Consider the following 24,114-nt stretch of genomic DNA (forward strand, 5'->3'; position numbering starts at 1 on the left):
GACCATGGATGTCCTCGACGAGATCGCCCTGACAGGACTCACCGTGTTCGGTCGGCACGGCGTCTACGACCACGAGCGTGAGAACGGCCAGGAGTTCACGATCGACCTTCGCCTCAGGATGCCGCTGAACGACGCGGCCGCATCGGACGATGTGGCCGACACCGTGCACTACGGAGAGCTCGCAGAGAAGGTCGCCGAGGTCGTCGCGGGCGAGCCGGTGAACCTCATCGAGACGCTCGCGGAGCGCATCGCCGCAGTCGCGCTCACCGACCATCGGGTGCATTCGGTCACCGTCACCGTGCACAAGCCGCACGCCCCGATCGCGCTCACGTTCTCCGATGTCGCCGTCACGGTGCGCCGGGCGCGGCAGCGATCCGCCGAGGAGGCATCGCGATGAGTCGCAACCTGGCCAACCCGCCGAGCCTGCCCGGCCCCCGACCCGGGCGGGAGGAGGCCGTGGCCGTCGTCGCCTTCGGCGCGAACCTCGGCGATCGCGAGGACACGATCCGGGCCGCAGCCGAGCGCATCGCGCGGCTGCCGCTGGTCAGAGACGTGCGCCTGTCGTCGCTGTTCGAGACGGTGGCGCTGCGGCTCGACGGGCCTGATCCGGAGGCCCCCGGATACGTGAACGCGGTCGCGCTGGTCACCACGCGCCTCGCCCCGTCGATCCTGCTCGGCATGCTGCACGCGATCGAGGACGAGCACGGGCGTGAGCGCCATGAGCGCTGGGGCGATCGAACCCTCGACCTCGACCTGATCGCATACGGCGACGAGTCGGCCGACGGCGATGGTCTGCAGCTGCCGCACCCTCGTGCCTTCGAGCGGCTGTTCGTGCTCGAACCGTGGCTCGAGCTCGACAGTGACGCCGTGCTGCCAGGCAGAGGTCGCGTGGCCGAGCTCGTCGCCGGGCTGCGTCGCGGGGAGCGCTCATGAAGCGCACCTCCCTCGGACTCCTCGCGGTCCTCGCCGTGCTCGCCGCGGCCGGGGGCTTCGTCCTCGACCACATGCTGACGGCGATGGGCCGCACGACCTTCACGCCGTCGCTGCTCCTGCCCGTCTTGCTGCTGCTCATCGCCGGGGCCTCGCTGGGGGTCGCCTGGCCGGTGCGTACGAGCGTTCGCAACGGCATCCGCATCGATCCGTTCCGCGCGACCCGTGCGGTGACGCTCGCCCGCGCATCGAGCCTGGTCGGGGCGATCATGGCGGGGTTCGGTGCGGGGCTGCTGGCGTTCCTTCTCTCCAGGCCGATCGATCCCCCGGTAGGGTCGACTGTGGCGATGGTGGCACTGATCGGAAGCGCGATCGTGCTCGCGGTCGTCGCGCTCATCGCCGAACAGTTCTGCACCCTGCCGAAGGATCCTGATGACTCAGAACCCAGAGATCGAGCCGGGGACCCCGGCACCGCTTAGTTCGACGGAGGTCACCGATCTCGCTGCCCTCGACCAGGGCACCTACTCGCAGCTGCGCACCGTGCGCAACGAGGCGAGGCTGGAGCTCGACGGCACCTGGCATCAGATCTCGCCGCGCTACGTGGTCTCGCAGGTCCTTCAGAATCTGATCTTCGTCGCGTTCGTGCTGGCGGCCGCCCTCGTGCTGGCGCTGGTGCTCGACCAGACCTGGGCGTGGATCCCGGCAGGCGTCATCGTGCTCATCACCCTGATCACGCTGGTGATCCTCCCCCGGCAGGCCAAGGCGATCGGGTACATGCTCCGCGATGACGACATCGTCTTCCGCAAGGGCATCCTCTGGCAGCGCATGATCGCGGTGCCGTACGGCCGCATGCAGCTCGTCGACATCACGCAGGGGCCCCTCGACCGGGCCTTCGGCGTCTCGCAGCTCAAGATGGTCACCGCCGCCGCGACGACAGGCGTGCAGATCCCCGGACTCGCACAGGCTGCCGCCGAGGCGCTGCGCGACACCCTGATCGCCGTCGCCGAGACCCGCCGGACGGGCCTGTGAGCGATCAGTCCTTCCCATCGCCCCCGGCACCGGCCGAATCCCCGGAGCGGGACGAGACCCTCGCCGACGGCGAGTGGCACCGGATGCACCCGCTCACCCCGCTCTTCAAGGGCGGGCTGGCGCTCATCATCATCGCGGGTATCGTGATCGCCAACCTGCGTGATCGGCTCATCGCCTGGTTCGTCGAGTTCTTCACTCCCGATGAGGTGCATTACGACGACTACTCGGGCGGCGATCCCGTCGACTGGGTCTTCGAGAACAACCTGCTCATCGTGGTGCTGCTCAGCGTGCTGGCGCTCGTCGCCGTGCTCGTGCTCGTCTTCTGGTTCGTGTGGCGGTTCCAGCAGTTCCGGATCACCGGCGATCATGTCGAGGTGCGCAAGGGCATCGTCTTCCGCTCGCACCGGCGCGCACCGCTCGATCGGGTTCAGGGCGTCAACCTCACCCGCCCGTTCCCCGCGCGCATCATCGGACTCGCGAAGCTCGAGGTCGTCGGGGCGGGCACAGACTCCAACGTCGAGCTCGAGTACCTCGCCACGCCGCGCGCAGAGGCGGTGCGGACCGACATCCTGCGTCTCGCCTCAGGTGCGCGCGCGGCGAGACTGACAGCCGCGGATGCCGCAGCCGGAGTGCGGCCCTCGGATGCCGCGGGTGCCGCCGGCGGTGCGCCTGGTTCGGCGCGAGCGCAGCTCGTCGGGTCGGTGAACGCCGGGGTCAACGATCTGATCAGCGGCGTCGACCTCGCCGATGTCGAGCCCGAGAGCGTCGTCAAGATCCCGACCGGTCGCCTGGTCGGGTCGCAGCTGATCTCGAGCGTGATCTGGTTCGTCTTCTTCGGGATCATCTTCGGCGTGGCGGTCAGCGGCGTCGCGATCGGCTCCCTGATCGACGGCGATCCGATCGGCGGGTTCCTCGGCCTCGGCATCACGCTGGGCATCGGGATCCCCATGATCATCGCGATCGTCGGAATCACCTGGGCGCAGATCTCGAAGTCGCTGCGCTATTCGATCGCTCCGACGCCCGATGGCGTGCGGATCACCTACGGTCTGTTGACGACCGTGACCGAGACGCTGCCTCCGGGGCGCATCTTCGCCGTGGAGGTCACGCAGTCGCTGCTGTGGCGTCCGTTCGGCTGGTGGACCATCAGGATCAACCGCATGAGCGGCAAGAGCGCCGCGCAGCAGTCGTCGGGCTCCGCACAGCAGTTCAACGTCGTGCTGCCAGTCGGCAAGCGCGCCGATGTCGAACGGGTGCTCGCCCTGATCCTCCCGGATGCTCCGGTCGCCGACATCCCGCTCGTCTGGGAGCACGGCATCCTCGGTCCGGTCGAGGGCGATCCCTATCGGACGATGCCGCGGCGCGCATGGTGGCGCCGACCTGTGTCGTGGAAGCGGCACGGCTTCGCGCTGACCGAGTTCGGACTGCTGCTCAGGCGCGGAGTCGTCTGGCGCAAGCTGGCCATCTTCCCGCTCGCACGACTGCAGGGCGTGTCGCTCTCTCAGGGACCGATCGATCGTGCGCAGCGTGTCTCAGGTGCGCAGGTGCACTCCGTGCAGGGCCTGATCACGGGGTATCTGTCAGGTCTCGAGCGCGACGACGCCCTGTATCTCCTCGATGGCGTGAGCTCGGCAGCGGTCGCCGCCGCAGCGCGCGATCACACCCATCGATGGGGTGAGTACGTGACGGATGCCGAGGGGGCGCAGGTTCCCGGGTACCCGGGCGCCGGGGCGGACACCGCGGCTCCCGTTCTCGCGGCTCCCGTTCCTCCGCCTCCCGCGCCGCCTGCTGCTCCGGTCGGTTCTCCGACTGGGCCTCCGGCACCTCCTGCGGCTCCGGCGCCTCCGGCACCTCCTGCGGCTCCGCAGGCGCCTCTTGCTCGGCCGGCCGTGGCTCCGGCACCGCCCGCGCCGCCGGTCTCGCCGCCGCCCGCGCCGCCGGTCTCGCCGCCTCCTGCGCCGCCCGTCTCTCCGGCACCTCCGGCGCCGCCGGCTCCGAACGGTGAGTGATCCGCTGCGCCGTGACGGGCGCCTCGGGGTCGGCATCATCGGGGCCGGGCGCGTGGGGCCCGTCATCGGTGCGGCTCTCGCCGGAGCGGGACACGCGATCACGGGAATCACCAGCGGCTCGGACGATGACCGGGCATCAGCAGTGCTGCCGGACGTGCCGATCCTCGATGCTCTGGAGGTCGTGCGTCGCAGCGAGCTCGTCGTGGTGGCCGTGCCGCATGACCAGCTGCCCGCTCTGATCACCGGCATCGCCGAGGTCGGAGGCTGGCAGCTCGGCCAGCTCGTGCTGCACACCGATCCCGGTCACGGCATCGAGGTGCTGCGACCTGCGGCCGCGAGCGGAGCCATCCCGCTCGCTGTGCATCCGGCGATCGCCTTCACGGGCACCTCGGTCGATCTGCGTCAGCTGCAGGCGAGCTATGCGGCGGTCACCGCTCCCGCCGCAGTGCTGCCCATCGCGCAGGCACTGGCCGTCGAGATGGGGTGCGAGCCGGTGGTGATATCGGAGGCGGATCGTGAGGCCTATGCCGACGCGATCCAGACCGTCACCGAGTTCTCGCGCTCGATCATCGCGCAGTCCACCTCGCGCCTCGGCGAACTCGGCATCGAGAACCCGGGCGGCTATCTCTCTGCACTCGTGCAGTCGACCGTCGAGCGGGCGCTCCGAGACGCGTCCGGCCCGCAGCCGCTCCTCTGAGGTCAGCGACCGCCCGAGAAGCCGCCGCCCCCGCCGCCGCCCGAGAAGCCGCCGCCGAACGATCCGCCTGCGCTCGACGAGCTGCTGGCGCTCGGCGCCGAGTACGTCGCGGAAGCCTGCGAAGAGGCGGCGAATGCGATGAGCTGGCCGTGGACGAACGGTGTGCTGGGGTCGCCGATCCACGTCGCCCCGCGCTGCTCGAAGGCGTACACCTGCTCGAGCAGGGCTCCCCATTCGTTCTCCATTCCGAACAGCATCGCGTAGGGGAGCAGGCGCTCGTAGACGACGATCACGTTCGCGCTGCCGTCCTGCCGCCGCTCGGCGCCGGAGTACGACTGGAGCATCTGCAGCCGATCGGCTTCAGCGACGCGGATGAACTCCCGCACGCCCATGAGGTACTCGTACTGCCGAGCCCCTTCGGCAGAGAGCACCGTGTGCCTCGAGAAGCTGTAGAAGGATGACAGGAAGACGAGGAACGCTCCGAAGGCGATCGCCACGAACGCGGGAATCGCCGAGACCCTCCCCGCGATGATTCCCGACATGCCCAGGGCGAAGCCGATCAGCACGATGCCGATCGCGCACCACTGCACGATCATCGCGCCCCTGCTGCGGGCCTTCGTGGTGAGCCCGCGCGAGGCAGCCGCCTCGATGCCGTGCTGCGACAGGGTCTTCATGCGAGCGGCGAACTCCTCGCTCGCGTGGGGGAGTTCGGCGACCCCCGAGGAGTCCGCGCCGGCGAACAGCGCGTCCAGCGCCTCGACATCGAGCTGGTCGGGGATCCGGCCACCCGGAAGGCGCCGCAGCCGCGGCTGTTCGGCGTCCGTCCCCTCTTCGATGCGGAGCGTGCCGCGCACAGCGAGGTGGATGATCTCGGCCGGGATCGGATCCTTGGCTCCGGGCACGATCGCGGCGGCGAGCAGCGGCGGCAGGGAGTCCGGCACGTCGTACTGGGCCACGATGATGCCGCTGGCCTTGCGCCGGTTCCTCTTGAAGGCCGAGACGGTGAACCAGCTGGCGACCGAGAGCGCGAGTCCACCGAGCGCGGCGACAGCGGGTACTGTGTCGGTCACGGGGTTGGGCTGCCGAGCCGAGGGCTGCGCGACGGTGTTCGACTCGAATCCGACGGCGATCGTGATGCCCTTTCCGGGGGAGAGCTCCGTCGCCTCGACACTGAGCTGCGAGCCGTCCGAGGATGCGATCAGATCGCACTCGTCTGTCGAGCCCTGGTAGCCGGCGTAGCAGCGCGCGTCGCCGGTCATCCGATCCGTCATCGCCTCGTCGAACGCGACCTCAGCATGGAAGGCCTCGATGCGCTGAGTGCTGTCGAGCGGCAGCAGGTCCCAGTAGAACTCGTCGACGCCGGAGTCGGCGGCGAGGATCACGTCGCGCATCTCGTATTCGATGACGTAGGTCGTGAGTCCGCGCACGTAGTCGTCGTCGCCGGTGAGGACCAGCAGCAGTCCGTCCTCGTTCTCGGTCTCGTACGGCACGTCGGCGCCGGTCTCGTCGGTCACGGACAGCACACGCGGATCGAGCCACGCATTCTCGTAGCTGGTCGGCAGTCCGCGGACGATCCCCTTGTTCTGGTCGGTGTCGGGGAAGCGCGCCGTGAGGGTCTCGGTGACGTGCATGCGGGCGCGCCCGTCGTCGTCGAGTCCCACCTCGTAGCGCGCGTCCCACGACGCGTACGCGAAGTCGTCGACATCGGCGCGGACCGCGGTCGCACCGGACGCGGGGGCCGCGGGTGGCGCTGCTGCGGCAGCGGGAGCCGCTGACATGAGCAGCGCAGCGGCGGTGAGACCGGTCGTGACGAGAACGTGGGCGAGTCTGGTGGCTGCCATGCTTCGAGGCTACCCAGACTCGACCGCGGGGTGAGGGACGCGACCTCGGTAAACTGGACACGACTTTTCAAGGAGCCCCGAATGACTGACGCGTCTGCCGCGCCCGACACGACCACCGCCGCCACCGAAGAAGACGTGCACGAGCAGAAGGCCGTGCGCCTGGCCAAGCGCGAGCGTCTGGTCGCGAACCGAGCGGACGCCGGCGGGGGAGCCTTCCCGGTCAGTGTGCCCGTGACCCACCAGATCCCCGCGCTGCGCGCCGAGTACGGCGAGCTCGAAGCCGGTGCCGAGACCGGTGTCGTCGTCGGCGTCGCCGGTCGCGTGGTCTTCAGCCGCAACACCGGCAAGCTGTGCTTCGCGACGTTGCAGGCCGGCGACGGCTCGCGGATCCAGGCGATGATCTCGCTCGCGAACGTCGGGGAGGAGTCGCTCGCTGACTGGAAGGAGTACGTCGACCTCGGTGATCACGTGTTCGTGCACGGCGAGGTGATCTCCAGCCGCCGAGGCGAGTTGTCGATCATGGCCGATGCGTGGGCGATCGCCTCGAAGGCGATCCTGCCGCTGCCCAATGCCTACTCCGAGCTCAGCGAGGAGGGGCGTGTGCGCAGCCGCTACCTCGATCTGATCGTCCGCGAGCAGGCGCGTACGACCGTGCGCGCCCGCGCCGCGGTCAACGCGAGCCTTCGGGCAACGTTCGGCAGCCACGACTATCTCGAGGTCGAGACGCCCATGCTGCAGGTGCAGCACGGTGGAGCATCCGCTCGTCCGTTCGTCACGCATTCGAACGCCTTCGACACCGAGCTCTATCTGCGCATCGCGCCCGAGCTCTACCTGAAGCGCGCCGTCGTCGGCGGCATCGAGCGGGTGTACGAGATCAACCGCAACTTCCGCAACGAGGGCGCCGACTCGACGCACAGCCCGGAGTTCGCGATGCTCGAGGCCTACCAGGCCTACGGCGACTACAACCAGATGGCCGCCCTGACGCAGGAGCTCGTGCAGCAGGCGGCGATCGCGGTGGCCGGTTCGACCACGGTGACCTGGGCCGACGGCACCGAGTACGACCTCGGCGGCGAATGGGATCGCATCTCGATGTACGAGTCGCTGTCGGCGGCCTCCGGTCGCACGATCACGCCGAGCGACTCGGTCGAGGACCTGATCGCGTTCGCCGAGACGAACGGTGTGGACCTGCCCGCTCAGGCGACGCACGGCAAGCTGGTCGAAGAACTGTGGGAGCACTTCGTGAAGGGCGACCTCGTGCGGCCCACCTTCGTGATGGACTTCCCCGTCGACACCTCGCCGCTCGTGCGCGAGCACCGCTCGATCGAGGGCGTGGTGGAGAAGTGGGACCTGTACATCCGCGGCTTCGAGCTGGCGACCGGATATTCCGAGCTCGTCGACCCCGTCATCCAGCGCGAGCGCTTCGTCGAACAGGCGAAGCTCGCCGCTCGGGGCGATGTCGAGGCGATGCCCGTCGACGAGGAGTTCCTGCGGGCACTCGAGCACGGCATGCCGCCGTCCGGGGGAATGGGCATGGGGATCGATCGCCTGCTGATGGCGATCACGGGGCTCGGCATTCGCGAGACCATCCTGTTCCCGCTGGTCAAGTAGCGGGCGTCGCGCCGCGTCTGAACGCCCACTCCGGCAGCATCGCCGCGTTGATCATCGTCTCGAGCAGCGCGGCGAGGCCGTATTCGGGGTCGATCGCCCGCACGAGATCGAGGTACTGCCCGGCGTGACTCGATCGGCCGAGCGCCCACGAGAGCCATGCCGCAGCGGTGAGCGGTGCGGGCCTGGTGTCTCGCGGCGCGAGCGCTGCGGCGGTCCGGACGAGTGAGAGGGCGGCCCCGAGCCGCTCCGGATCGGGAGTGGGCCCTCGACCGAGGAAGACCTCGCCGAGGTCGTCCGGCACCGTGGAACCGGAGTCGGCGAAGGTGAGCTGCGCCTCGAGTGTGCGTTCGCCGCCGCGGACATCGGTCGCCCACTGCGTCAGTGCCACATCTCGGATCAGCGGGCGCTCGAGGCACCAGAGGAGTGCGGCGGTGGCGAACGGCGGCAGATCATCGGGTGACGCGAGCACGGCTTCGAAGAATGCCGGGATGTCTTCGAGGAGCACGAGCGCAGCGATCGCCTGGGGGTTCTCGGTGCCCGTCGGCCGGGCCTCTCCGCCTTGCGCGAGGAGGTCGGAGACGTCACGCAGCGCTCGCCCCACCCTCTCTCTGTCGGCGAAGCCTGCCGTCGGCAGAACAGCGCCGGCACGCTGGTCGCCTGAGACGTCGCCGACGCCGGGCACCTCGGGGGCCGTGCGATCGAGAGCGCGGAGCTGCGGGTCGCCGACGAGATAGCTCGACCAGCCGCCGGGGGTCACGCAGAGCGCGTCCACGATTCGCAGTCCCGCGTCCTCCGCGCGCCCGAGGAGTTCGTCGACCTCCACGGCGAAGGGAAGGACGAGCCCATCGCGCGTCTGCTGCGCAGCCTCGTCCGTGTAGACGACGAGGGCGACCGCATCCGTCCGCTCGACTCGGGAGACCAGACCGACCGCAGCATCCGCGTAGTCCTCGAGCTCGACGTCGTCGCGGGGGAGGTCGAGTCTCATCGCACCGTAGGTGCGTGTGCCTCGGAACGGCAGCAGGACGAGGCTCTCGGTCGGGGTGAAGCCTGCGAGGGAGGGGACGATGCTGAGGAACTCAGCGGAGCCGGAAGCGCGGAGCAGTGTTGTCATCCGGCGAGTCTCATCGCACCGCTGTCGTGACGGTCCGATTCCACAGCGCCGATCGTCGATCAGCTGCAGGCCCCCGAGTGTGGAGGAGCAGTGGGTCGCGTACCATGGAGCCATGGAGAACTTCTGGCTAGCAGCCGCATGGTCGATCATCCCGACCATCGGGGTGAGCGTCGTGTTCTTCTTCGTGCTCCGCGGAATCCTGCGGTTCGATCGCACCGAACGCAAGGTGCACGCACGGATCGAGGCCGAGGAGCGGGCCGCGCGCGGTCTGCCGCCGCGCTCCTGAGCGGCGTCGGCACCATCGGCTACTGTGTAGCCAGCGCACCGTCCGCGGTGCCCACTGACGCGCCCGGCGTCGGAGTGCCGACCGGCCGAGAGGACGAGGGATGACGCCCGAGATCTGGGCTTGGTGGACCGCGGCGTTCCTGATCGCCCTCGACCTGACGATCCGCATCACGGCGATCATCGTGATCCCGCGCAACCGGCGACCCACTGCGGCGATGGCGTGGCTGCTCGCGGTCTTCTTCATCCCGTTCATCGGCGTCTTCCTCTTCCTGCTCATCGGGAACCCGCGCCTGCCGCGCGCCCGCCGCCGCAAGCAGGATCAGATCAACGAGTACATCGCCGAGACGAGCGAGCACCTGCACTTCGGCACCCTGCGACCGGATGCGCCGAGCTGGTTCCCCCCGCTCGTCGAGATGAACCACAGGCTCGGAGCGCTGCCGATCTCGGGGGACAACGGCGCGCATCTGATCGCGGACTATCAGGAGTCGCTGGACGCGATGGCCGACGAGATCCGCAAGGCCGAGGACTACGTCCACATCGAGTTCTACATCCTCCAGGCCGACGCCTCGACAGACAACTTCTTCCGCGCGATGGAAGAGGTCGCAGAGCGCGGCGTGCACGTCCGCGTGCTCCTCGACCACTGGGCGAACAGATGGAAGCCGAAGTATCGGCAGACCGTCAGGCGGCTCGATCGCATGGGCGCGAACTGGCATCTGATGCTTCCGGTGCAGCCGCTGAAGGGGCGCATGCAGCGGCCCGACCTGCGCAACCACCGCAAGCTCCTCGTCGTCGACGGCAAAGTAGCCTTCCTCGGGTCGCAGAACGTCACGGACTCGACCTACAACCTGCCCAAGAACATCAAGCGCGGTCTGCACTGGGTCGACCTCATGGTCCGCATCGACGGCCCCGTCGTGCTGAGTGTGAACGCCATCTTCCTCAGCGACTGGTACAGCGAGACCGACGAGGTCCTGCAGGAGATCGACATCTCGCACGCCGAGACCGGGTCGGGAGATCTCGATTGCCAGGTCGTGCCGTCGGGGCCCGGGTTCGAGGTCGAGAACAACCTGCGTCTCTTCCTCGGGCTGCTCTACGCGGCCAAAGAGAAGATCATGATCGTCAGCCCGTACTTCGTGCCGGATGAAGCGCTGCTGCTCGCCGTCACCGCCGCGGTCGACCGTGGAGTCGCGGTCGAGCTGTTCGTCTCCGAAGAGGGAGACCAGGCGATGGTCTATCACGCGCAGCGCAGCTACTACGAGGCGCTGCTCAAGGCCGGGGTGCGGATCTGGATGTACCGCAAGCCCTACATCCTGCACACGAAGAGCCTCACCATCGACGACCAGGTCGCCGTGATCGGCTCGAGCAACATGGACATGCGTTCGTTCGGTCTGAACCTCGAGGTGTCGATGCTGGTGCGGGGCGAGGAGTTCGTCTCCGAGATGCGCGCCGTCGAAGACGTCTACCGCTCCCTCAGCAGGGAGCTGACTCTCGAGGAGTGGATGCAGCAGCCTCTGCGCTCGACCGTCCTCGACAACCTCGCGCGCCTCACCTCGGCGCTGCAGTAGGGCGGCAAGGCGGGGGTGCCCTCCGCAGACCGCGGCCGGTACCCTGTGTGCATGGAATCCCCATCGCGTGTCATCGCCGCACTCTCGTCCTTGGCCGCCGTGCTGCTCGTCGCAGGGTGCACGATCGGTCCTGGGGCCACCGGGTCGCAGGCGACCTCGAACCCCTCGAGCGGGCCCGGCCAGAGCACGGACGACTCGGATGACGTCGAAGGCACGCTGCTCGACGACGGCCGGATGTTCGCCGTCGTCACCTGGGGATCCTCCACCTGTGTTCCGCAGGTCGACACGGTGACGGCGGAAGGGCAGACCGTCTCGGTGACACTCGTCGAGCCGGAGTCCGAGGGAGACGGCGAGAAGGCATGCACGGCCGATCTTGCGTCGCGTGCGAGCGTCGGTGCGCTGCCGGAAGGTGTCGACCCGACGAAGGAGATCACCCTGCAGGTGACCTACGGCGACGTCGTCGACGACGTCGATCTCGACGGTGACCCCTCGTTCACCGGCACTCCCGGCTCATCGACCGAGTACGCACCGACCGCCGGCTGGTTCGACGACGGCTCGCTGGTCCTGCTCACCTGGGGCTCGTCGAGCTGCGCCCCCGTGGTCGAGGATCTCGAGGGCTCTGGCGCCTCGGGCACGGCGACTTTCGCGACCGACGACGACCAGGTGTGCACCATGGACATGGCGCCGCGTGCGACGATCCTGGAGTTCGGCGAAGATGCCGTCGACGACGACGCCTTCACTCTCACGCTCGTCGGCGGCGGCCTCGACGGCACGGTCGAGGTGCGGGGCTGACGCAGCACTCGGACGCCCGAGCCGCAGCGATCAGAACGACGCGACCGGATGGTCGGCGGGAAGGGCCAGCAGGAGCGCCCCGGGGTCGACGCGGCAGGTGATGCGCACCGCGGTCCCGAACTCATCGCCGTCGAGTTCGATCGGGGTGGGGGAGGTCACGGCCGCTTCGGCGGCGGCTCCGCGGAAGTAGTGCACCGAGGCATCCCGGCCCCGACGTTCGAGCACCCGGCGACCGGCGCGTGAGCGCCGCAGCACCGAGTTGTCCCACCAGATCTTGCGCCAGACCCCGAGCCAGCCCCACATGCCGGTGGGCTGGATCACGGCGACGTCGAGGACGCCGTCTGTGATCGACGCGTCGGGGATCAGAGAGATGCCCGCCGGCAGAGTGCCGCAGTTGGCGAACAGGATGCTGTGCACCTTGGTCGAGTGCAGGCGGCCGTCGTCGATCTGGAACACGGAGCGGAACGGCTCGGCGGTCACGAGCGACCTCGCGGCTCCGTCGACGTAGGCGATCCATCCCACCGACTTCTTCAGGTCTGGGCGGGTGTTGGCGATCATGTCGGCATCCAGCCCGACGCCCGCGAGAACGACGTAGGCGTGCTCCTCGTGCTCGCCGTTCTCCCGCGTCAGGCGCGCCCAGCCGATGTCGATCGCGTGGCGGAACTCGCCCAGCGCCGCGCGGATCATCTCGTCCGGGTCGGCCAGCGGGAGCCCCAGGTTGCGCGCCAGCAGGTTTCCGGTGCCGCTCGGCAGGATCGCGAGTGGCACCCCGGTGTTCGCGATGGCTTCGGAGACCGCGCGCACCGTGCCGTCTCCGCCGGCCACGAGCACGACATCCACAGCGCGGGCGAGGGCTTGGGCCGTCGCAGCCTGGCCGGGGTCTTCGATCGTTGTCGGATAGAAGGCCGGGTGCTCCCACCCTGCCTCGCTCGAGAGCGCGCGGACTCTGGCCCGCAGATGCTTCTCGTCGACTTTGATCGGGTTGTAGATGAGCGCCGCCTGGCGTCGGCCGGTGGCGCTCGTGGTCATGGCGCTACTCTAACCCGGGCGTCGACCCACCCGGTCGCGGCGGACGCGCCCGGGCCGCACCATAGACTTGGTGGATGATCGACCTCGCACTCCTCCGCGAAAATCCGGAGATCGTCCGCCGTTCTCAGGCCGCCCGTGGCAACGACCAGGGCACCGTCGACATCGCGCTCGAGGCCGACCGATCGCGCCGCGCGGCGCTCGCCGCGTTCGAGGAGCTGAGGGCCGAGCAGAACGCGTTCGGCAAGCAGGTCGCGAAGGCGCCGAAAGACGAGAAGGCGGCGCTCGTGGCGCAGGCCAAGGATCTCGCCGAGCGCGTCAAGCAGGCGCAGCAGGCGGCGAACGAGGCTGCCGAGGCCCTGGCCGCTGCTCTCGCACGCATCGAGAACGTCGTCATCGACGGCGTCCCCGCCGGGGGCGAGGCCGATTTCGTCGAGCTGCGCCGAGTCGGTGAGGTGCCCGCATTCGATTTCGAACCCCGTGATCACCTCGAGCTCGGTGAGATCCTCGGCGCGATCGACATGGAGCGCGGCGCGAAGGTGTCTGGCGCTCGGTTCTACTTCCTGCGCGGCATCGGGGCTCGTCTCGAGATCGCGCTCATGAACCTCGCGCTCGACAAGGCGCTGCAGAACGACTTCGTGCCGCTGATCACGCCCACCCTGGTGCGGCCGGAGATCATGCAGGGCACCGGATTCCTCGGCGAGCACGCAGACGAGGTCTACCACCTCGACAAGGACGACGACCTGTACCTCGTGGGCACCAGCGAGGTCGCGCTCGCCGGATACCACAAGGACGAGATCCTCGATCTGGGCAAGGGCGCGCTGCGGTACGCCGGCTGGTCGACCTGCTATCGCCGCGAGGCGGGCTCGCACGGCAAGGACACCCGCGGCATCATCCGGGTGCACCAGTTCAACAAGCTCGAGATGTTCGTCTACACGAACCCGGAGGATGCGGAAGCTGAGCACCTGCGTCTCGTCGCTCTGCAGGAGGAGATGCTGACCTCGCTCGGCCTCGCCTATCGCGTGATCGACGTCGCAGCAGGCGACCTCGGCTCCAGCGCAGCGCGCAAGTACGACATCGAGGCGTGGGTGCCGACGCAGGGTGCTTTCCGCGAGCTCACCTCCACCTCGAACTGCACGACGTATCAGGCGCGCCGCCTCGACATCCGACACCGGCCCGAGGCTCACGAGGGCCAGACCGCGAAGACGCAGCCGGTGGCGACCCTCAACGGCACGCTCGCGACGACCCGCTGGATCGTCGCGCTGCTCGAGACGCACCAGCAGGCCGACGGTTCTGTGCGCGTGCCGGAGGTGCTTCGGCCCTACCTCGGCGGACTCGAGGTTCTGGAGCCGACCGCGTGACGGCTCCCTGGCTCGTCGGGCTCGACGTCGACGGCACGATCATCCTGCAGGACGAGACGATGAGCCCCGGCGTGCCCGAGGCCGTCGCGCGGCTGCGAGATGCCGGTCACGAGGTGACGATCGCCACCGGACGCAGCTGGATGGCCACGCGTCGCTGGGTCGAGCAGCTCGAGCTGACCCCGCAGTTCGTGGTGTGCTCGAACGGAGCGGTGACCATGCGTCGGGTGGGCGACGAGTGGGAGCGGTGGCACATCGAGACGTTCGATCCGTCTCCCGTGCTCGCTCTCCTGCGCGACCGCCTGCCGGAGGCCCGGTACATGGTCGAGCTCGGCTCGGGGCTCAGGCTGTACACCGAGCACCTGGACGACTGGACGCTCGACGGCGGACGACAGGTCGGCTTCGAAGAGCTGGTCGCCGAGCCGGTCTCCCGTGTCGTCGTCGTGTCGCCGGGGCACGATGAGGAGGACTTCCACCGCCTCGTCGCGGACGCAGGACTCAACGAGGTCTCGTACGCGATCGGCTGGACGGCGTGGCTCGACATCGCGCCGCAGGGCGTCGACAAGGGCACGGCGCTCGAGCGCGTGCGCACCGAGCTCGGCTTCGAGCGCGGGCAGGTCTTCGTGGCCGGCGACGGACGCAACGACATCGGCATGTTCGGGTGGGCGCTGGGGCTCGACGGCCGTGCCGTCGCCATGGGGCAGGCGCCCGCAGAGGTCAAGGATGCCGCGGGCGAGGTGACCGGCGACGTCGAGGACGGCGGGCTCGCAATGGCACTGAACACGCTTCCAGCGGCCGCCCAGGTCAGCGCGAGAGAATAGAACTCGGCTAGACTCACGGCTTGTCGGCAGATTCGTCTGTCGGGAGGGTTGTCCGAGTGGCCGATGGAGCTGGTCTTGAAAACCAGTGGGCAGAGATGTCTCGTGGGTTCGAATCCCACACCCTCCGCATTCCAGGGAACGGTGTCCCCCCGCACCGCACGCTGAAACCGAAAGGCACCGAGTGAGTCCTCACACCCGACGCCGTCGTACCATCGCGCGACACGGACAGCTCCACTCGCCGGGCCCCGTCAGCCAGCTTCTGACGTTCATCGCGATCGGTCTCGCCGTCGTCCTGGTGAGCGGCTTCGGCGTCGTCTCGTACATCGTCTACGACCTCTCGAGCACGGTCTCGGCCAACGCGGTCGAGCTGGACAGCACCGAGGAGCTGCCGCCGGACATCAGCGAGTACGAGGGCGGATTCAACATGCTCCTCACCGGTGTCGACACGTGCGAAGAGGCCTATGCGCAGTACTTCGGCGAACGCTGCACCGGCGCCGACTCCGAAGGCACGCTCAATGACGTGAATCTCCTCCTGCACGTGTCGGAGGAGCCCCGCCGCATCACCGTCGTCAGCCTGCCCCGAGACATGATGGTGCCGATCCCCGAGTGCGAAGACGCCGAGGGCGACGTGCACTCCGCGATGAGCAAGCAGCAGATCAACACCGCCTACACCGACGGCGGACTCAACTGCGTCGCGAAGACCGTCTCCGACCTCACCGGTCAGGAGATCCAGTTCGCGGCATCGGTCACGTTCGGCGGTGTGATCGAGATCACGAATGCGATCGGCGGCGTCGAGGTGTGCCTCGCCTCTCCGATCAAGGACCGCTACACGGGCCTCGATCTGGCAGCCGGGAACCACGTGATCGAGGGCATCACCGCTCTGCAGTTCCTCCGCACCCGCCACGGCGTCGGAGACGGCAGCGACCTCGGACGCATCGGCAACCAGCAGCAGTACATGTCGAGCCTGGCGCGCACGCTGATCAGCGGCGAGACGCTCGGCAACGTCCCCATGATGTTGAAGCTCGCGACCACCGGTCTCGACAACGTCGAGGCGAGCACCTCGCTCGCCGACCCGATGAAGATCGTGCAGATCGCGCTCGCGGTGAAGTCCGTGCCGTTCGAGGACATCGTCTTCCTGCAGTACCCGACGTTCGCGGACCCGGCCGACCCCAACCGCGTCGTGCCGGACAAGGAGTCCGCCGAGGCCATGTGGAACGCGATCAACGAGAACGCCCAGCTGCAGGTCACGCATCAGAACACCGAGAACGACGGAGTCGTCGTGACGGATCCGGCCACGCAGACGCCCGCCGACGCGGGTGCCGAGGCGGCGACGCCTGACCCTGCGGCGACACCTGAGAACGTCGTAGCGCTGCCTGACACGATCAAGGGCAACTCGGCCGCGCAGCAGACCTGCTCGAACGGAAACGTCCGCTGACGTCCACGCCGACCGCACGGACCATCCCGAAGAACCGCCCCTCCTGCCTGTCAGGGTGTGGGCGGTTCTCCGCGTTCAGCGCGTAGGCGTCTCCGGCTGATCGGTCGGCGGGTAGAGCACGTCCATGAGGGCTCCGATGATGCCCGGCATGTCGACGGAGCGGTCGATCATCCACTGCAGCTGCAGCCCGTCGGCGACCGCCTGGATCACCCGTGCCATGGTGTCCGGGTCGAGCGTCGCCCGGTGGGCGGCGTCGTGGACGAAGCTGTCGGTGATGCTCTCGCGGAGCTTCTCGCTGCGCTCGAGGAAGTACTGATGGGCCGGATGCGCGGGGTCGACGGCGTCGACCGAGAGGCGTGAGAACAGTTCGACGACTCCGGGGACCTCGGTGTTGTGGCGGATGACATCGATGAACGCGGACTTGCCGTCGACCGGATTCAGCGTCTGCGGCATCATGCCGTCGTGCTCGTCGCGCTTGCGCAGCACCTCGGTGAAGAGCTCCTCCTTGCTGCCGAAGTAGTGCAGGAGCGCGGCGGGGGTGACGCCGACCAGCTCGGCGATCTGCTTGAGCGAGGCGTTCTGGTAGCCCTTGCGGCCGATCACATCGAGAGCGCTCTCGAGGATCTCCTCGCGTCTGGCGACGCCCTTCGCGTATGAACCTCGTCGTGCCATCCCTCGAGAGTAATCCTGAACAACGTTTGAGATCCAATACTTACTGGCATATAGTTTTCGCAGGACACCGCCGTCGCCGCGAAAGGAACATCATGACCGATACATCGGCATCCGATCTCACCCTCGAGGAGAAGGCATCGCTCACCAGCGGTGCGGACTTCTGGACGACGAAGGCCATCGAGCGCGTCGGTCTGCCGTCGATCGTGATGACCGACGGCCCGCACGGCCTGCGCAAGCAAGCAGGCGGCACCGATCACCTCGGTCTCTCGAGCAGTGTGCCGGCGACCTGCTTCCCTCCCGCTGTCGGCATCGGCTCGTCGTTCGATCCCGAGATCGTCGAGCGCGTCGGCGCGGCCATCGGCGTCGAGGCGGCGATCGAAGACGTCGCCATCGTGCTCGGCCCCGGCATCAACATCAAGCGGTCGCCCCTGTGCGGTCGCAACTTCGAGTACTTCTCGGAGGACCCGATCGTCTCGGGGATCCTCGGTGCGGCCTCGGTGCGTGGAGTGCAGTCGCAGGGCGTCGGCACCTCGCTCAAGCACTTCGCGGCCAACAACCAGGAGTTCGATCGCATGCGCGCGAGCTCCGACGTGGACCCGCGTCCGTTGCACGAGATCTACCTGCGCGGCTTCGAGCGTGTGGTCAAGGATGCCGAGCCGTGGACCGTCATGTGCTCGTACAACCGCATCAACGGGGTCTACGCCTCGGAGGACCCGTGGCTGCTCACACAGGTGCTGCGCGATGACTGGGGCTTCGACGGTGTGGTCGTCTCGGACTGGGGTGCTGTGAACGACCGCGTGGCTGGCGTCGCCGCCGGTCTCGACCTCGAGATGCCGTCGTCGGGCGGGCGGACGGATGCTCAGCTCGTGGCCGCGGTGCGCGCCGGCGAGCTCGACGAGAGCGTGCTCGACACCGCAGCCGACCGTGCGATCGATCTCGTGCGCAAGGCGCAGCGGCGCCCGGCCGTCGCAGGTCCTCTCGACGTCGACGCGCACCATGCGCTCGCGAGGGAAGCGGCCGGACGCTCGATCGTGCTGTTGAAGAACGACGGCGACGTGCTGCCGCTCGCCGCCGAGCGGAGGATCGCCGTCATCGGAGCCTTCGCGACCGAGCCGCGCTTCCAGGGAGCCGGATCCTCGCTCATCAACCCCACCCGCGTCGACGCCGCGTGGGACGAGCTCCGTGCCGTGGGCGGAGAGAACGTCACGTACGCTGCCGGCTTCGCTGTCGAGGGCGGTGACATCGCGGCATCCGGCCGTTCGGCCGACGACCTGCGCGCCGAGGCCGTCGCCGTCGCATCCGCAGCCGACGTCGCCGTCATGTTCCTCGGCCTTCCCGCTGCCGAGGAATCCGAGGGCTTCGACCGCGAGCACATCGATCTGCCCGCTGCGCAGCTGGAGGTGCTCGACGCCGTGATCGCGGCGAACCCCACCACGGTGGTCGTGCTCTCGAACGGCGGCGTCGTCGCGCTGCCCTTCGCCGAGCGGGTGCCGGCGATCGTCGAGACGTGGCTGCTCGGCCAGGCCGGCGGCGGCGCTGTCGCCGACGTGCTCTACGGAGCGGTGAACCCCTCGGGAAAGCTCACCGAGACCGTTCCGGTGCGGCTGGAGGACAACCCCTCGTTCGGCAACTTCCCCGGTGAGTTCGGTCACGTCCGCTACGGCGAGGGCGTGCTGGTCGGCTACCGCTGGTACGACGCGAAGGGCCTCGACGTCACCTTCCCCTTCGGGTACGGCCTCTCGTACACGACGTTCTCGTATGGCGAGGCGTCGGTTGCGGCGAGCGAGAGCGGCGACATCGTCGTGCGGGTCGATGTGACCAACACCGGAGACCGCGACGGCCGCGAGATCGTGCAGGTCTATGCGGCCCCGGTCGCCTCCGTCGTGCAGCGCGCGCCGCGCGAGCTCAAGGCCTTCGCATCGGTGGCGCTCGCTGCGGGTGAGACCCGTACCGTCGAGCTCGTCGTGCGCCGAGAGGACCTCGCCTATTGGGACGTGCGCGTCGACCGCTGGATCGTCGAGAGCGGCGAGTACACGGTCGAGGTCGCCGCGTCGAGCCGCGACATCCGTTCCTCCACGACCGTGCAGGTCGAGGGCGATGCCGTCTCGCTTCCCCTCACGATGAACTCGTCGATCGGCGATGTCCTCGCGCACCCCGTAGCTGGCCCCGCCGTCATGGGCGCCCTCGGCGGATTCCTGGGAGAGCTGACCGGTGCGGACTCGTCGGCCGCCTCGATGATGCCGAACGACGAGGCGATGCAGAAGATGATGGCGTCGTTCCCGATCGGCCGACTGATCGGATTCCCCGGTGTCGACGTCACGCACGAGCAGGTCGAGCAGCTGCTCGAGGGCGCGAACGCGGGAGTGCTGACGCCGGCCTGATCTCAGACCGTCCGAACGACGAAGCGCCCTCTCCGTCCTGCGACGGGGAGGGCGCTGTCGTGTGCGGGGCTGTGCGTCAGGTCGTCAGGTCGCGTCCAGCCTCGTCTCTGAGAACGGGGGAGAAGCGGATGCCGAGGCCGTGATGCTCGTTCTCGGTGAGGAAGCCGCCGGCGACGGTCACGGGCGAGGGATCGGCCAGAGCGCCGAGCGCACCGAATCCGGCATCCTCCACATCCTCGACCAGTGGTTCGAACGCGGTGTCGGGCAGCGTCAGGGCGAGCTGGCCCGAGAGCTCTGGCAGCAGGTGGGGATGCAGGGCGACGCCATGCGAGGCGGCGAGCCCGGCGATGCGGAGCAACGGGGTGATTCCGCCGACGCGCACGATGTTGGGCTGCACGATCTGCGCGGCGCCTGCCCGGAGGAAGTCTGCGAAGCGGTGCACCGTGTGCAGGTTCTCGCCGACGGCGATGGGTACGTCGATGCGACGGGCGAGCTCGGTGTGGCCGATGAGGTCGTCGGCCCGCAGCGGCTCCTCGATCCAGGCGAGATCGAAGCGCGACAGTGCGTCGATCGACGTCGTCGCGCGGTCGAGATCCCAGCGTTGGTTCGCGTCGATCATCAGCGCGCGATCGGGTCCGAGCAGCGCGCGCACGGCGGCGACGCGCTCGATGTCCTCCGAGAGGTCGGGCTTTCCGACCTTGATCTTCACGGCATCGAACCCCGCATCGATCCAGCGCTGCACCTGGGCGAGCAGCTCGTCGAGCGGGTAATGCAGGTTCACGCCCGATCCGTAGGCGCGCACGCGCTCACGGCGGCAGCCGATCAGGCGCGACACCGAGGTGTCGGCAACGCGCGCCTCGGCATCCCACAGCGCGAGGTCGAGCCCTGCCAGCGCGATCGTCGTGATGCCACCGCCGCCCGCTTCGTGCAGGTGCTCCCACAGGCTCTGCCAGGCCTCGCCGGGAACAGCGGATCGGCCCACGGAGGCGGGAGCGATGTCCTGCTGCAGCAGCGACTGGACTGCGGGTGCGCCGATCTGCGGGCTCCACGAGAAACCCCATCCTTCGCCGCCGTCTGAGCGAACGACGTGGGTCGCGATGATACCGACCGACGTCACGTCTGCAGCCCACGGACGCGTCAGCGGCACCCGCTGGAGACGCGACGTCAGACTCCGGATGGTGGTCACAGCAGCGCGCGTCCTGCCGCGAGCTCCGTGCGCCAGGTGCGCGCGGCGCGCCAGCCGAGCAGGCGAGCCGCTTTGGCGGAGGAGAACGCGGGCGCAGTGCCGGTGAGCTCGGCCGCCGCCCGCGCAGTGCCGGGGTGGAACTGCGGCAGCAGCTCGCTCAGCGGGCGGTGGGCGAGCGCGTCGTCGGCGCCGACGAAGAACCGCTCGCCGTTCGGGATGTCGTCGAGGGCGTCGAGCAGGGCGTCGGCGAAGGCTGCGACGTCGCGGGCATCGATGTAGTTGAAGAGCGCCGGTGCCGACAGGGCGGGGTCATCGAGGCGTTCGAGCACGGTGTGCCCCTGCTGGGTCGGAGCGCCGGCCCATTCCTCGGGGGCGATCACGTAGCAGGGGCGGAAGGATGCGAACCGCACGTCGTCGCCCGCCTGGCGCCGCAGCATGTCGATCGTCTGCTCGATCAGCAGCTTCGACAGGGCGTAGGCGTTCCACGGTTCGGTGGGCGATGTCTCGTCGAGGGGGAGGCGCTCGGGAGTCCAGCCGCGGGGTGCGCCGTAGCCGATCACCGTCGGGCTCGACGCTGCGACCACGCGGCGGATGCCTGCACGCACGGCTCCGCCGAGCACCGACTGCGCGAGGGCGGCGTTCGTGCGCAGGATCACGTCTTCGGGTGCGCTGAAGGGCACCGCGATCGCCGCGAGGTGGATCACCGCGTCAGCTCGTGTGCTCACGAGCGCCGACGCCGTGGCATCCGCGTCGGACAGATCGAGGGAGAACTGAGTGATCCCGGCGCGGTCGAGGTGTGCGATCGGCTCTCTGTCGACGGAGATGAGCTCGTGTCCGGCATCCGCGAGTCCTGTCACGAGCGTGCGCCCGAGTCGCCCGGACCCGCCGGTGACGACGATCCTCATCGGCGTGCGAGCAGGGCGATCCCGAGCTCGTCGACCCTCACGGGGAGTCCGGTCTCGAGGGAGCGGTTGCCCGCGATGCCGACCGCGATGGAGCGGATGCCGTCTGTCCAGTCCGCCGGCCGCGCGAGCGGGTCATCGCCCGGACCTTCGAAGACGTCGGACAGGAGCAGGGCGTCGCCGCCGCCGTGTCCGCCGTCGCCGCCGTCGATGGGCACCTCGTAGGCCGCTTCCCAGTGCCGCTGCACGAGTATGCGCTCGCCTTCAGGGCGCAGTGCGGTGGTGCCGTCGCCGCCCGAGAGGCTCGGGTCGATGTGAGGATGCAGGCCCTCACCGGCCAGCACGGCTCCGCGTTCGACGACCTCGAGCTCGACGCGGCCGAGCGTGCCGTTGACGGCGACGCGATAGCCCTCCCACGGCGAGTGCGCGTTCAGCGAGTACGACATGGTCGCGCCCGAGACGTAGTCGACGACGAGCGCGAGGTTGTCCTCGATCGTGATGCCCTCGCTGAACACGTCGAGGTCGCGCACGTAGCCGTCGTGCTGCTCGGCGTCGAGGTAGAGCGCGGTCAGGCGTTCGTCGGTGCGGAGGTCGAGTTCGAAGAGGTCGCCGCCGTCGTGGGTTCCTCGCGCTGGACGCTCGCCGAGGCCGCGGCCGGCCGCATTCTCGGCGCCGTAGAAGCGAAGACCGCCCGACGCGTAGACGCGGGTCGGCTGCGAGCGGATCCACCAGTTGACGAGGTCGAAGTGATGGCTCGACTTGTGCACGAGAAGACCGCCCGAGTTCTTCTTGTCCCGGTGCCAGCGGCGGAAGTAGTCGGCGCCGTGGTTGGTGTCGAGCATCCACTGGAAGTCGACGGAGGTGACCTGCCCGATCGTGCCGTCCTGGATGATCCGGCGCAGCGCGCTGTTCCGGGGGGAGTACCGGTAGTTGAACGTCAGCACCACCTGTCGGCCGGTGCGTTCGACGACCTCTTCGATGCGGGCCGCGCTCGCCGCGTCGATCGTCAGCGGCTTCTCGACCACGACATCGGCACCGGCCTCGAGCGAGCGGACGATCAGCTCGGCATGCAGATCGTCGCGCGAGCAGATGATGACCCGGTCGACGCGTTCGTCGCGGATCACCTGTTCGAGCTCGTCGGGGGTCGCGAGGCGGGGAGCGGAGGCGCCTGCGTCGACCGCGCGTCCGGAATGGAAGGCGGCGCGCACGGGGTTGGGCTCGACGATCGCGACCAGTTCGGCGCGGTCCCGGTGCGCTCCGGTGATCGCATCGACATACATCTGCGCGCGGACTCCGGCACCGGCCAGGGCATAACGGGTCTTCGTCATCGTGATCCTTCTTTGATCTCGAACTCAGGAAACGTTTTCTCGACGATAGCACAGGGCGGAAGCCGAGCACTCGGACGGAGGCGGCTCAGTCCTCGCGCGGGGCGGAGGTGCTTCCGCGCACGACCAGGGTCGGTGTCATCGTGAGCGCCGGAGTGGGTTCGCCGCCGGTGAGTTGGGCGTGCATGGCGGCCCAGGCTGCTGCGCCCAGATCGACAGCCGGCACCGCCGCGGTCGTGAGCGGCGGCGACGTGTAGGCGGCGAACGGGATGTCGTCGAAGCCGGTGATCGACAGCTGGCCCGGTACCTCGACGCGGCGCACGGTCAGCGCCGAGAGGAGGCCCATCGCGACGAGGTCGTTGTAGGCGATCACGGCGGTCGCACCGCTCGCGAGCACCTGATCGGCGACGGCCGTGCCGCTGTCGAAGTCGACCCCCGCGGTGATCTCCTCGACCTCGAGCCGGTCGACCCGGGAGACCGCTGCGGCGATCGCCTCCTGTCGCGCCTTGTGCGTCACGCTGCGCGTCGCTCCGGCGAGATAGACCAGCCGGCGGTGGCCGAGAGACGTCAGATGGTCGACGATCTCGCGCATGCCCAAGCCGTAGTCGGCGCCGACGACGGGAGCGCTGATCTGCGGTCCGCGGTTGATCACGACGGCGGGGGAGAGCGCGGGCAGCAGCGCCGCGAGCTCCTCTTCGGGCATTCGAGGAGCGCACAGGATCACGCCGTCTGTGCGCAGTCGTGTCGCCCTGGCGAGCGCGTGCTCCTCGTCGAGATCTTCGCGGGAATCGGCGACGAGCACGTGATATCCATCGGCAGTCGCTGCACGGCTGAGCCCACGGAGGATCGCCTGGAAGGTCGGGTTCTCGAGATCCGGGATGACGACCGCGACCGTCTGGGTGCGGCCGAGCACCAGACTCCGAGCCACCGGGTTCGCGGTGTAGCCGAGTTCGGCGGCGGCGGCCCGCACGCGCTCCGCGAGAGCGGGGTCGACCGTGGGGTTTCCGTTCATCGCCCGCGACACGGTCGACAGCGAGACGCCGGCGAGCTTCGCGACGTCGGTGATGCCGGGGCGAGAGGATTCGCGTGCCATCAGCATCCCTCCATTCCGCGATCGGTCACGGCTGTCGTCATACTACGAGAAAAC

Annotated in this window: 22 protein-coding genes and 1 tRNA gene; 15 read left to right on the forward strand and 8 right to left on the reverse strand. The window is 68.9% G+C overall.

The genetic code is table 11. The annotated features are described in order from the left end of the window. The first annotated feature begins 4 nt into the window (after positions 1-4). The 6 genes from folB to OPU70_RS10455 are packed head-to-tail and all read left to right on the forward strand — an operon-like array spanning position 5 to position 4,662. Positions 5-397 (forward strand): dihydroneopterin aldolase, encoded by a 393-nt coding sequence (gene folB, locus OPU70_RS10430; RefSeq protein WP_042536981.1) that lies wholly within the window; start codon positions 5-7, stop codon positions 395-397. Continuing rightward, entirely contained in the window at positions 394-933 is a 540-nt protein-coding gene (gene folK / locus OPU70_RS10435) for a 2-amino-4-hydroxy-6-hydroxymethyldihydropteridine diphosphokinase (protein ID WP_498557703.1), read from the forward strand. The genes folB and folK overlap by 4 nt, the downstream gene beginning before the upstream one ends. Beyond that, positions 930-1,409, forward strand: a complete 480-nt coding sequence (locus OPU70_RS10440; protein ID WP_498557704.1) for a DUF3180 domain-containing protein — start codon at positions 930-932, stop codon at positions 1,407-1,409. The genes folK and OPU70_RS10440 overlap by 4 nt, the downstream gene beginning before the upstream one ends. Further along, positions 1,363-1,959 (forward strand): PH domain-containing protein, encoded by a 597-nt coding sequence (locus OPU70_RS10445; RefSeq protein WP_498557705.1) that lies wholly within the window; start codon positions 1,363-1,365, stop codon positions 1,957-1,959. The genes OPU70_RS10440 and OPU70_RS10445 overlap by 47 nt, the downstream gene beginning before the upstream one ends. Next, complete coding sequence (locus OPU70_RS10450) at positions 1,956-3,965, forward strand: PH domain-containing protein (RefSeq protein ID WP_498557706.1); 2,010 nt, start codon at positions 1,956-1,958, stop codon at positions 3,963-3,965. The genes OPU70_RS10445 and OPU70_RS10450 overlap by 4 nt, the downstream gene beginning before the upstream one ends. After that, on the forward strand, positions 3,958-4,662 hold the full coding sequence (locus tag OPU70_RS10455; RefSeq protein WP_042536992.1) for a DUF2520 domain-containing protein: 705 nt from the start codon (positions 3,958-3,960) through the stop codon (positions 4,660-4,662). Before OPU70_RS10450 ends, OPU70_RS10455 begins: the two co-directional genes overlap by 8 nt. Positions 4,663-4,664: 2 nt before the next feature. On the opposite strand, the gene OPU70_RS10460 is transcribed toward OPU70_RS10455, so the two are convergent. Further along, the gene (locus tag OPU70_RS10460; RefSeq protein ID WP_498557707.1) at positions 4,665-6,503 is read right to left on the reverse strand and encodes a DUF2207 domain-containing protein; all 1,839 of its coding nucleotides are present in this window, start codon (positions 6,501-6,503) and stop codon (positions 4,665-4,667) included. A gap of 81 nt (positions 6,504-6,584) precedes the next feature. Between OPU70_RS10460 and lysS the strand changes: the two genes are divergently transcribed. Next, on the forward strand, positions 6,585-8,111 hold the full coding sequence (lysS, locus tag OPU70_RS10465; RefSeq protein ID WP_498557708.1) for a lysine--tRNA ligase: 1,527 nt from the start codon (positions 6,585-6,587) through the stop codon (positions 8,109-8,111). Here lysS and OPU70_RS10470 read toward each other — a convergent pair. Then, positions 8,104-9,222 (reverse strand): DUF4192 family protein, encoded by a 1,119-nt coding sequence (locus OPU70_RS10470; RefSeq protein WP_498557709.1) that lies wholly within the window; start codon positions 9,220-9,222, stop codon positions 8,104-8,106. The genes lysS and OPU70_RS10470 overlap by 8 nt on opposite strands. Positions 9,223-9,334: 112 nt before the next feature. On the opposite strand from OPU70_RS10470, the gene OPU70_RS10475 reads away from it, so the two are divergent. The 3 genes from OPU70_RS10475 to OPU70_RS10485 all read left to right on the forward strand — a co-directional run bounded on the left by OPU70_RS10475 (position 9,335) and on the right by OPU70_RS10485 (position 11,861). Beyond that, positions 9,335-9,508 (forward strand): hypothetical protein, encoded by a 174-nt coding sequence (locus tag OPU70_RS10475; protein ID WP_164481682.1) that lies wholly within the window; start codon positions 9,335-9,337, stop codon positions 9,506-9,508. A gap of 100 nt (positions 9,509-9,608) precedes the next feature. Then, positions 9,609-11,069, forward strand: coding sequence for a cardiolipin synthase (cls, locus tag OPU70_RS10480; protein WP_042536999.1), 1,461 nt, complete (start codon positions 9,609-9,611; stop codon positions 11,067-11,069). Positions 11,070-11,120: 51 nt separating this feature from the next. After that, positions 11,121-11,861 (forward strand): hypothetical protein, encoded by a 741-nt coding sequence (locus OPU70_RS10485; protein ID WP_309694064.1) that lies wholly within the window; start codon positions 11,121-11,123, stop codon positions 11,859-11,861. 30 nt (positions 11,862-11,891) lie between these two features. Here OPU70_RS10485 and OPU70_RS10490 read toward each other — a convergent pair whose 3' ends face one another. After that, positions 11,892-12,890: a diacylglycerol/lipid kinase family protein gene (locus OPU70_RS10490; protein WP_079112216.1), complete on the reverse strand. Its 999-nt coding sequence runs from the start codon at positions 12,888-12,890 to the stop codon at positions 11,892-11,894. A gap of 74 nt (positions 12,891-12,964) precedes the next feature. Between OPU70_RS10490 and serS the strand changes: the two genes are divergently transcribed. The 4 genes from serS (at position 12,965) to OPU70_RS10510 (ending at position 16,501) form a co-directional block, all read left to right on the forward strand. After that, positions 12,965-14,248 (forward strand): serine--tRNA ligase, encoded by a 1,284-nt coding sequence (serS, locus tag OPU70_RS10495; protein WP_079112217.1) that lies wholly within the window; start codon positions 12,965-12,967, stop codon positions 14,246-14,248. Then, the gene (locus OPU70_RS10500) at positions 14,245-15,066 is read left to right on the forward strand and encodes an HAD family hydrolase (RefSeq protein WP_042537005.1); all 822 of its coding nucleotides are present in this window, start codon (positions 14,245-14,247) and stop codon (positions 15,064-15,066) included. The genes serS and OPU70_RS10500 overlap by 4 nt, the downstream gene beginning before the upstream one ends. A gap of 42 nt (positions 15,067-15,108) precedes the next feature. Further along, positions 15,109-15,193, forward strand: a tRNA-Ser gene (locus OPU70_RS10505). A gap of 54 nt (positions 15,194-15,247) precedes the next feature. Then, complete coding sequence (locus tag OPU70_RS10510) at positions 15,248-16,501, forward strand: LCP family protein (protein ID WP_052492826.1); 1,254 nt, start codon at positions 15,248-15,250, stop codon at positions 16,499-16,501. A gap of 75 nt (positions 16,502-16,576) precedes the next feature. Here the strand turns inward: OPU70_RS10510 and OPU70_RS10515 are convergent, their stop codons facing one another. Further along, positions 16,577-17,173 (reverse strand): TetR/AcrR family transcriptional regulator, encoded by a 597-nt coding sequence (locus OPU70_RS10515; protein WP_042537007.1) that lies wholly within the window; start codon positions 17,171-17,173, stop codon positions 16,577-16,579. 92 nt (positions 17,174-17,265) lie between these two features. On the opposite strand from OPU70_RS10515, the gene OPU70_RS10520 reads away from it, so the two are divergent. Further along, the gene (locus tag OPU70_RS10520) at positions 17,266-19,554 is read left to right on the forward strand and encodes a glycoside hydrolase family 3 C-terminal domain-containing protein (RefSeq protein ID WP_498557710.1); all 2,289 of its coding nucleotides are present in this window, start codon (positions 17,266-17,268) and stop codon (positions 19,552-19,554) included. Positions 19,555-19,630: 76 nt separating this feature from the next. Here OPU70_RS10520 and OPU70_RS10525 read toward each other — a convergent pair whose 3' ends face one another. From OPU70_RS10525 to OPU70_RS10540, 4 genes are all read right to left on the reverse strand, one after another. After that, positions 19,631-20,740 (reverse strand): mandelate racemase/muconate lactonizing enzyme family protein, encoded by a 1,110-nt coding sequence (locus tag OPU70_RS10525; RefSeq protein WP_498557711.1) that lies wholly within the window; start codon positions 20,738-20,740, stop codon positions 19,631-19,633. Next, positions 20,737-21,645 carry an NAD-dependent epimerase/dehydratase family protein gene (locus OPU70_RS10530; RefSeq protein ID WP_498557712.1) on the reverse strand — a complete coding sequence of 303 codons (909 nt, stop codon included), beginning with the start codon at positions 21,643-21,645 and terminating at the stop codon, positions 20,737-20,739. The genes OPU70_RS10525 and OPU70_RS10530 overlap by 4 nt, the downstream gene beginning before the upstream one ends. Further along, a complete protein-coding gene (locus OPU70_RS10535) occupies positions 21,642-22,970 on the reverse strand; it encodes a Gfo/Idh/MocA family protein (protein WP_042537014.1) in 1,329 nt (442 codons plus the stop codon). Before OPU70_RS10535 ends, OPU70_RS10530 begins: the two co-directional genes overlap by 4 nt. An 85-nt stretch (positions 22,971-23,055) precedes the next feature. Further along, positions 23,056-24,060: a LacI family DNA-binding transcriptional regulator gene (locus OPU70_RS10540; RefSeq protein WP_498557713.1), complete on the reverse strand. Its 1,005-nt coding sequence runs from the start codon at positions 24,058-24,060 to the stop codon at positions 23,056-23,058. Positions 24,061-24,114: the final 54 nt, after the last annotated feature.

This window comes from Microbacterium sp. SWDP-B6, from assembly GCF_059803615.1.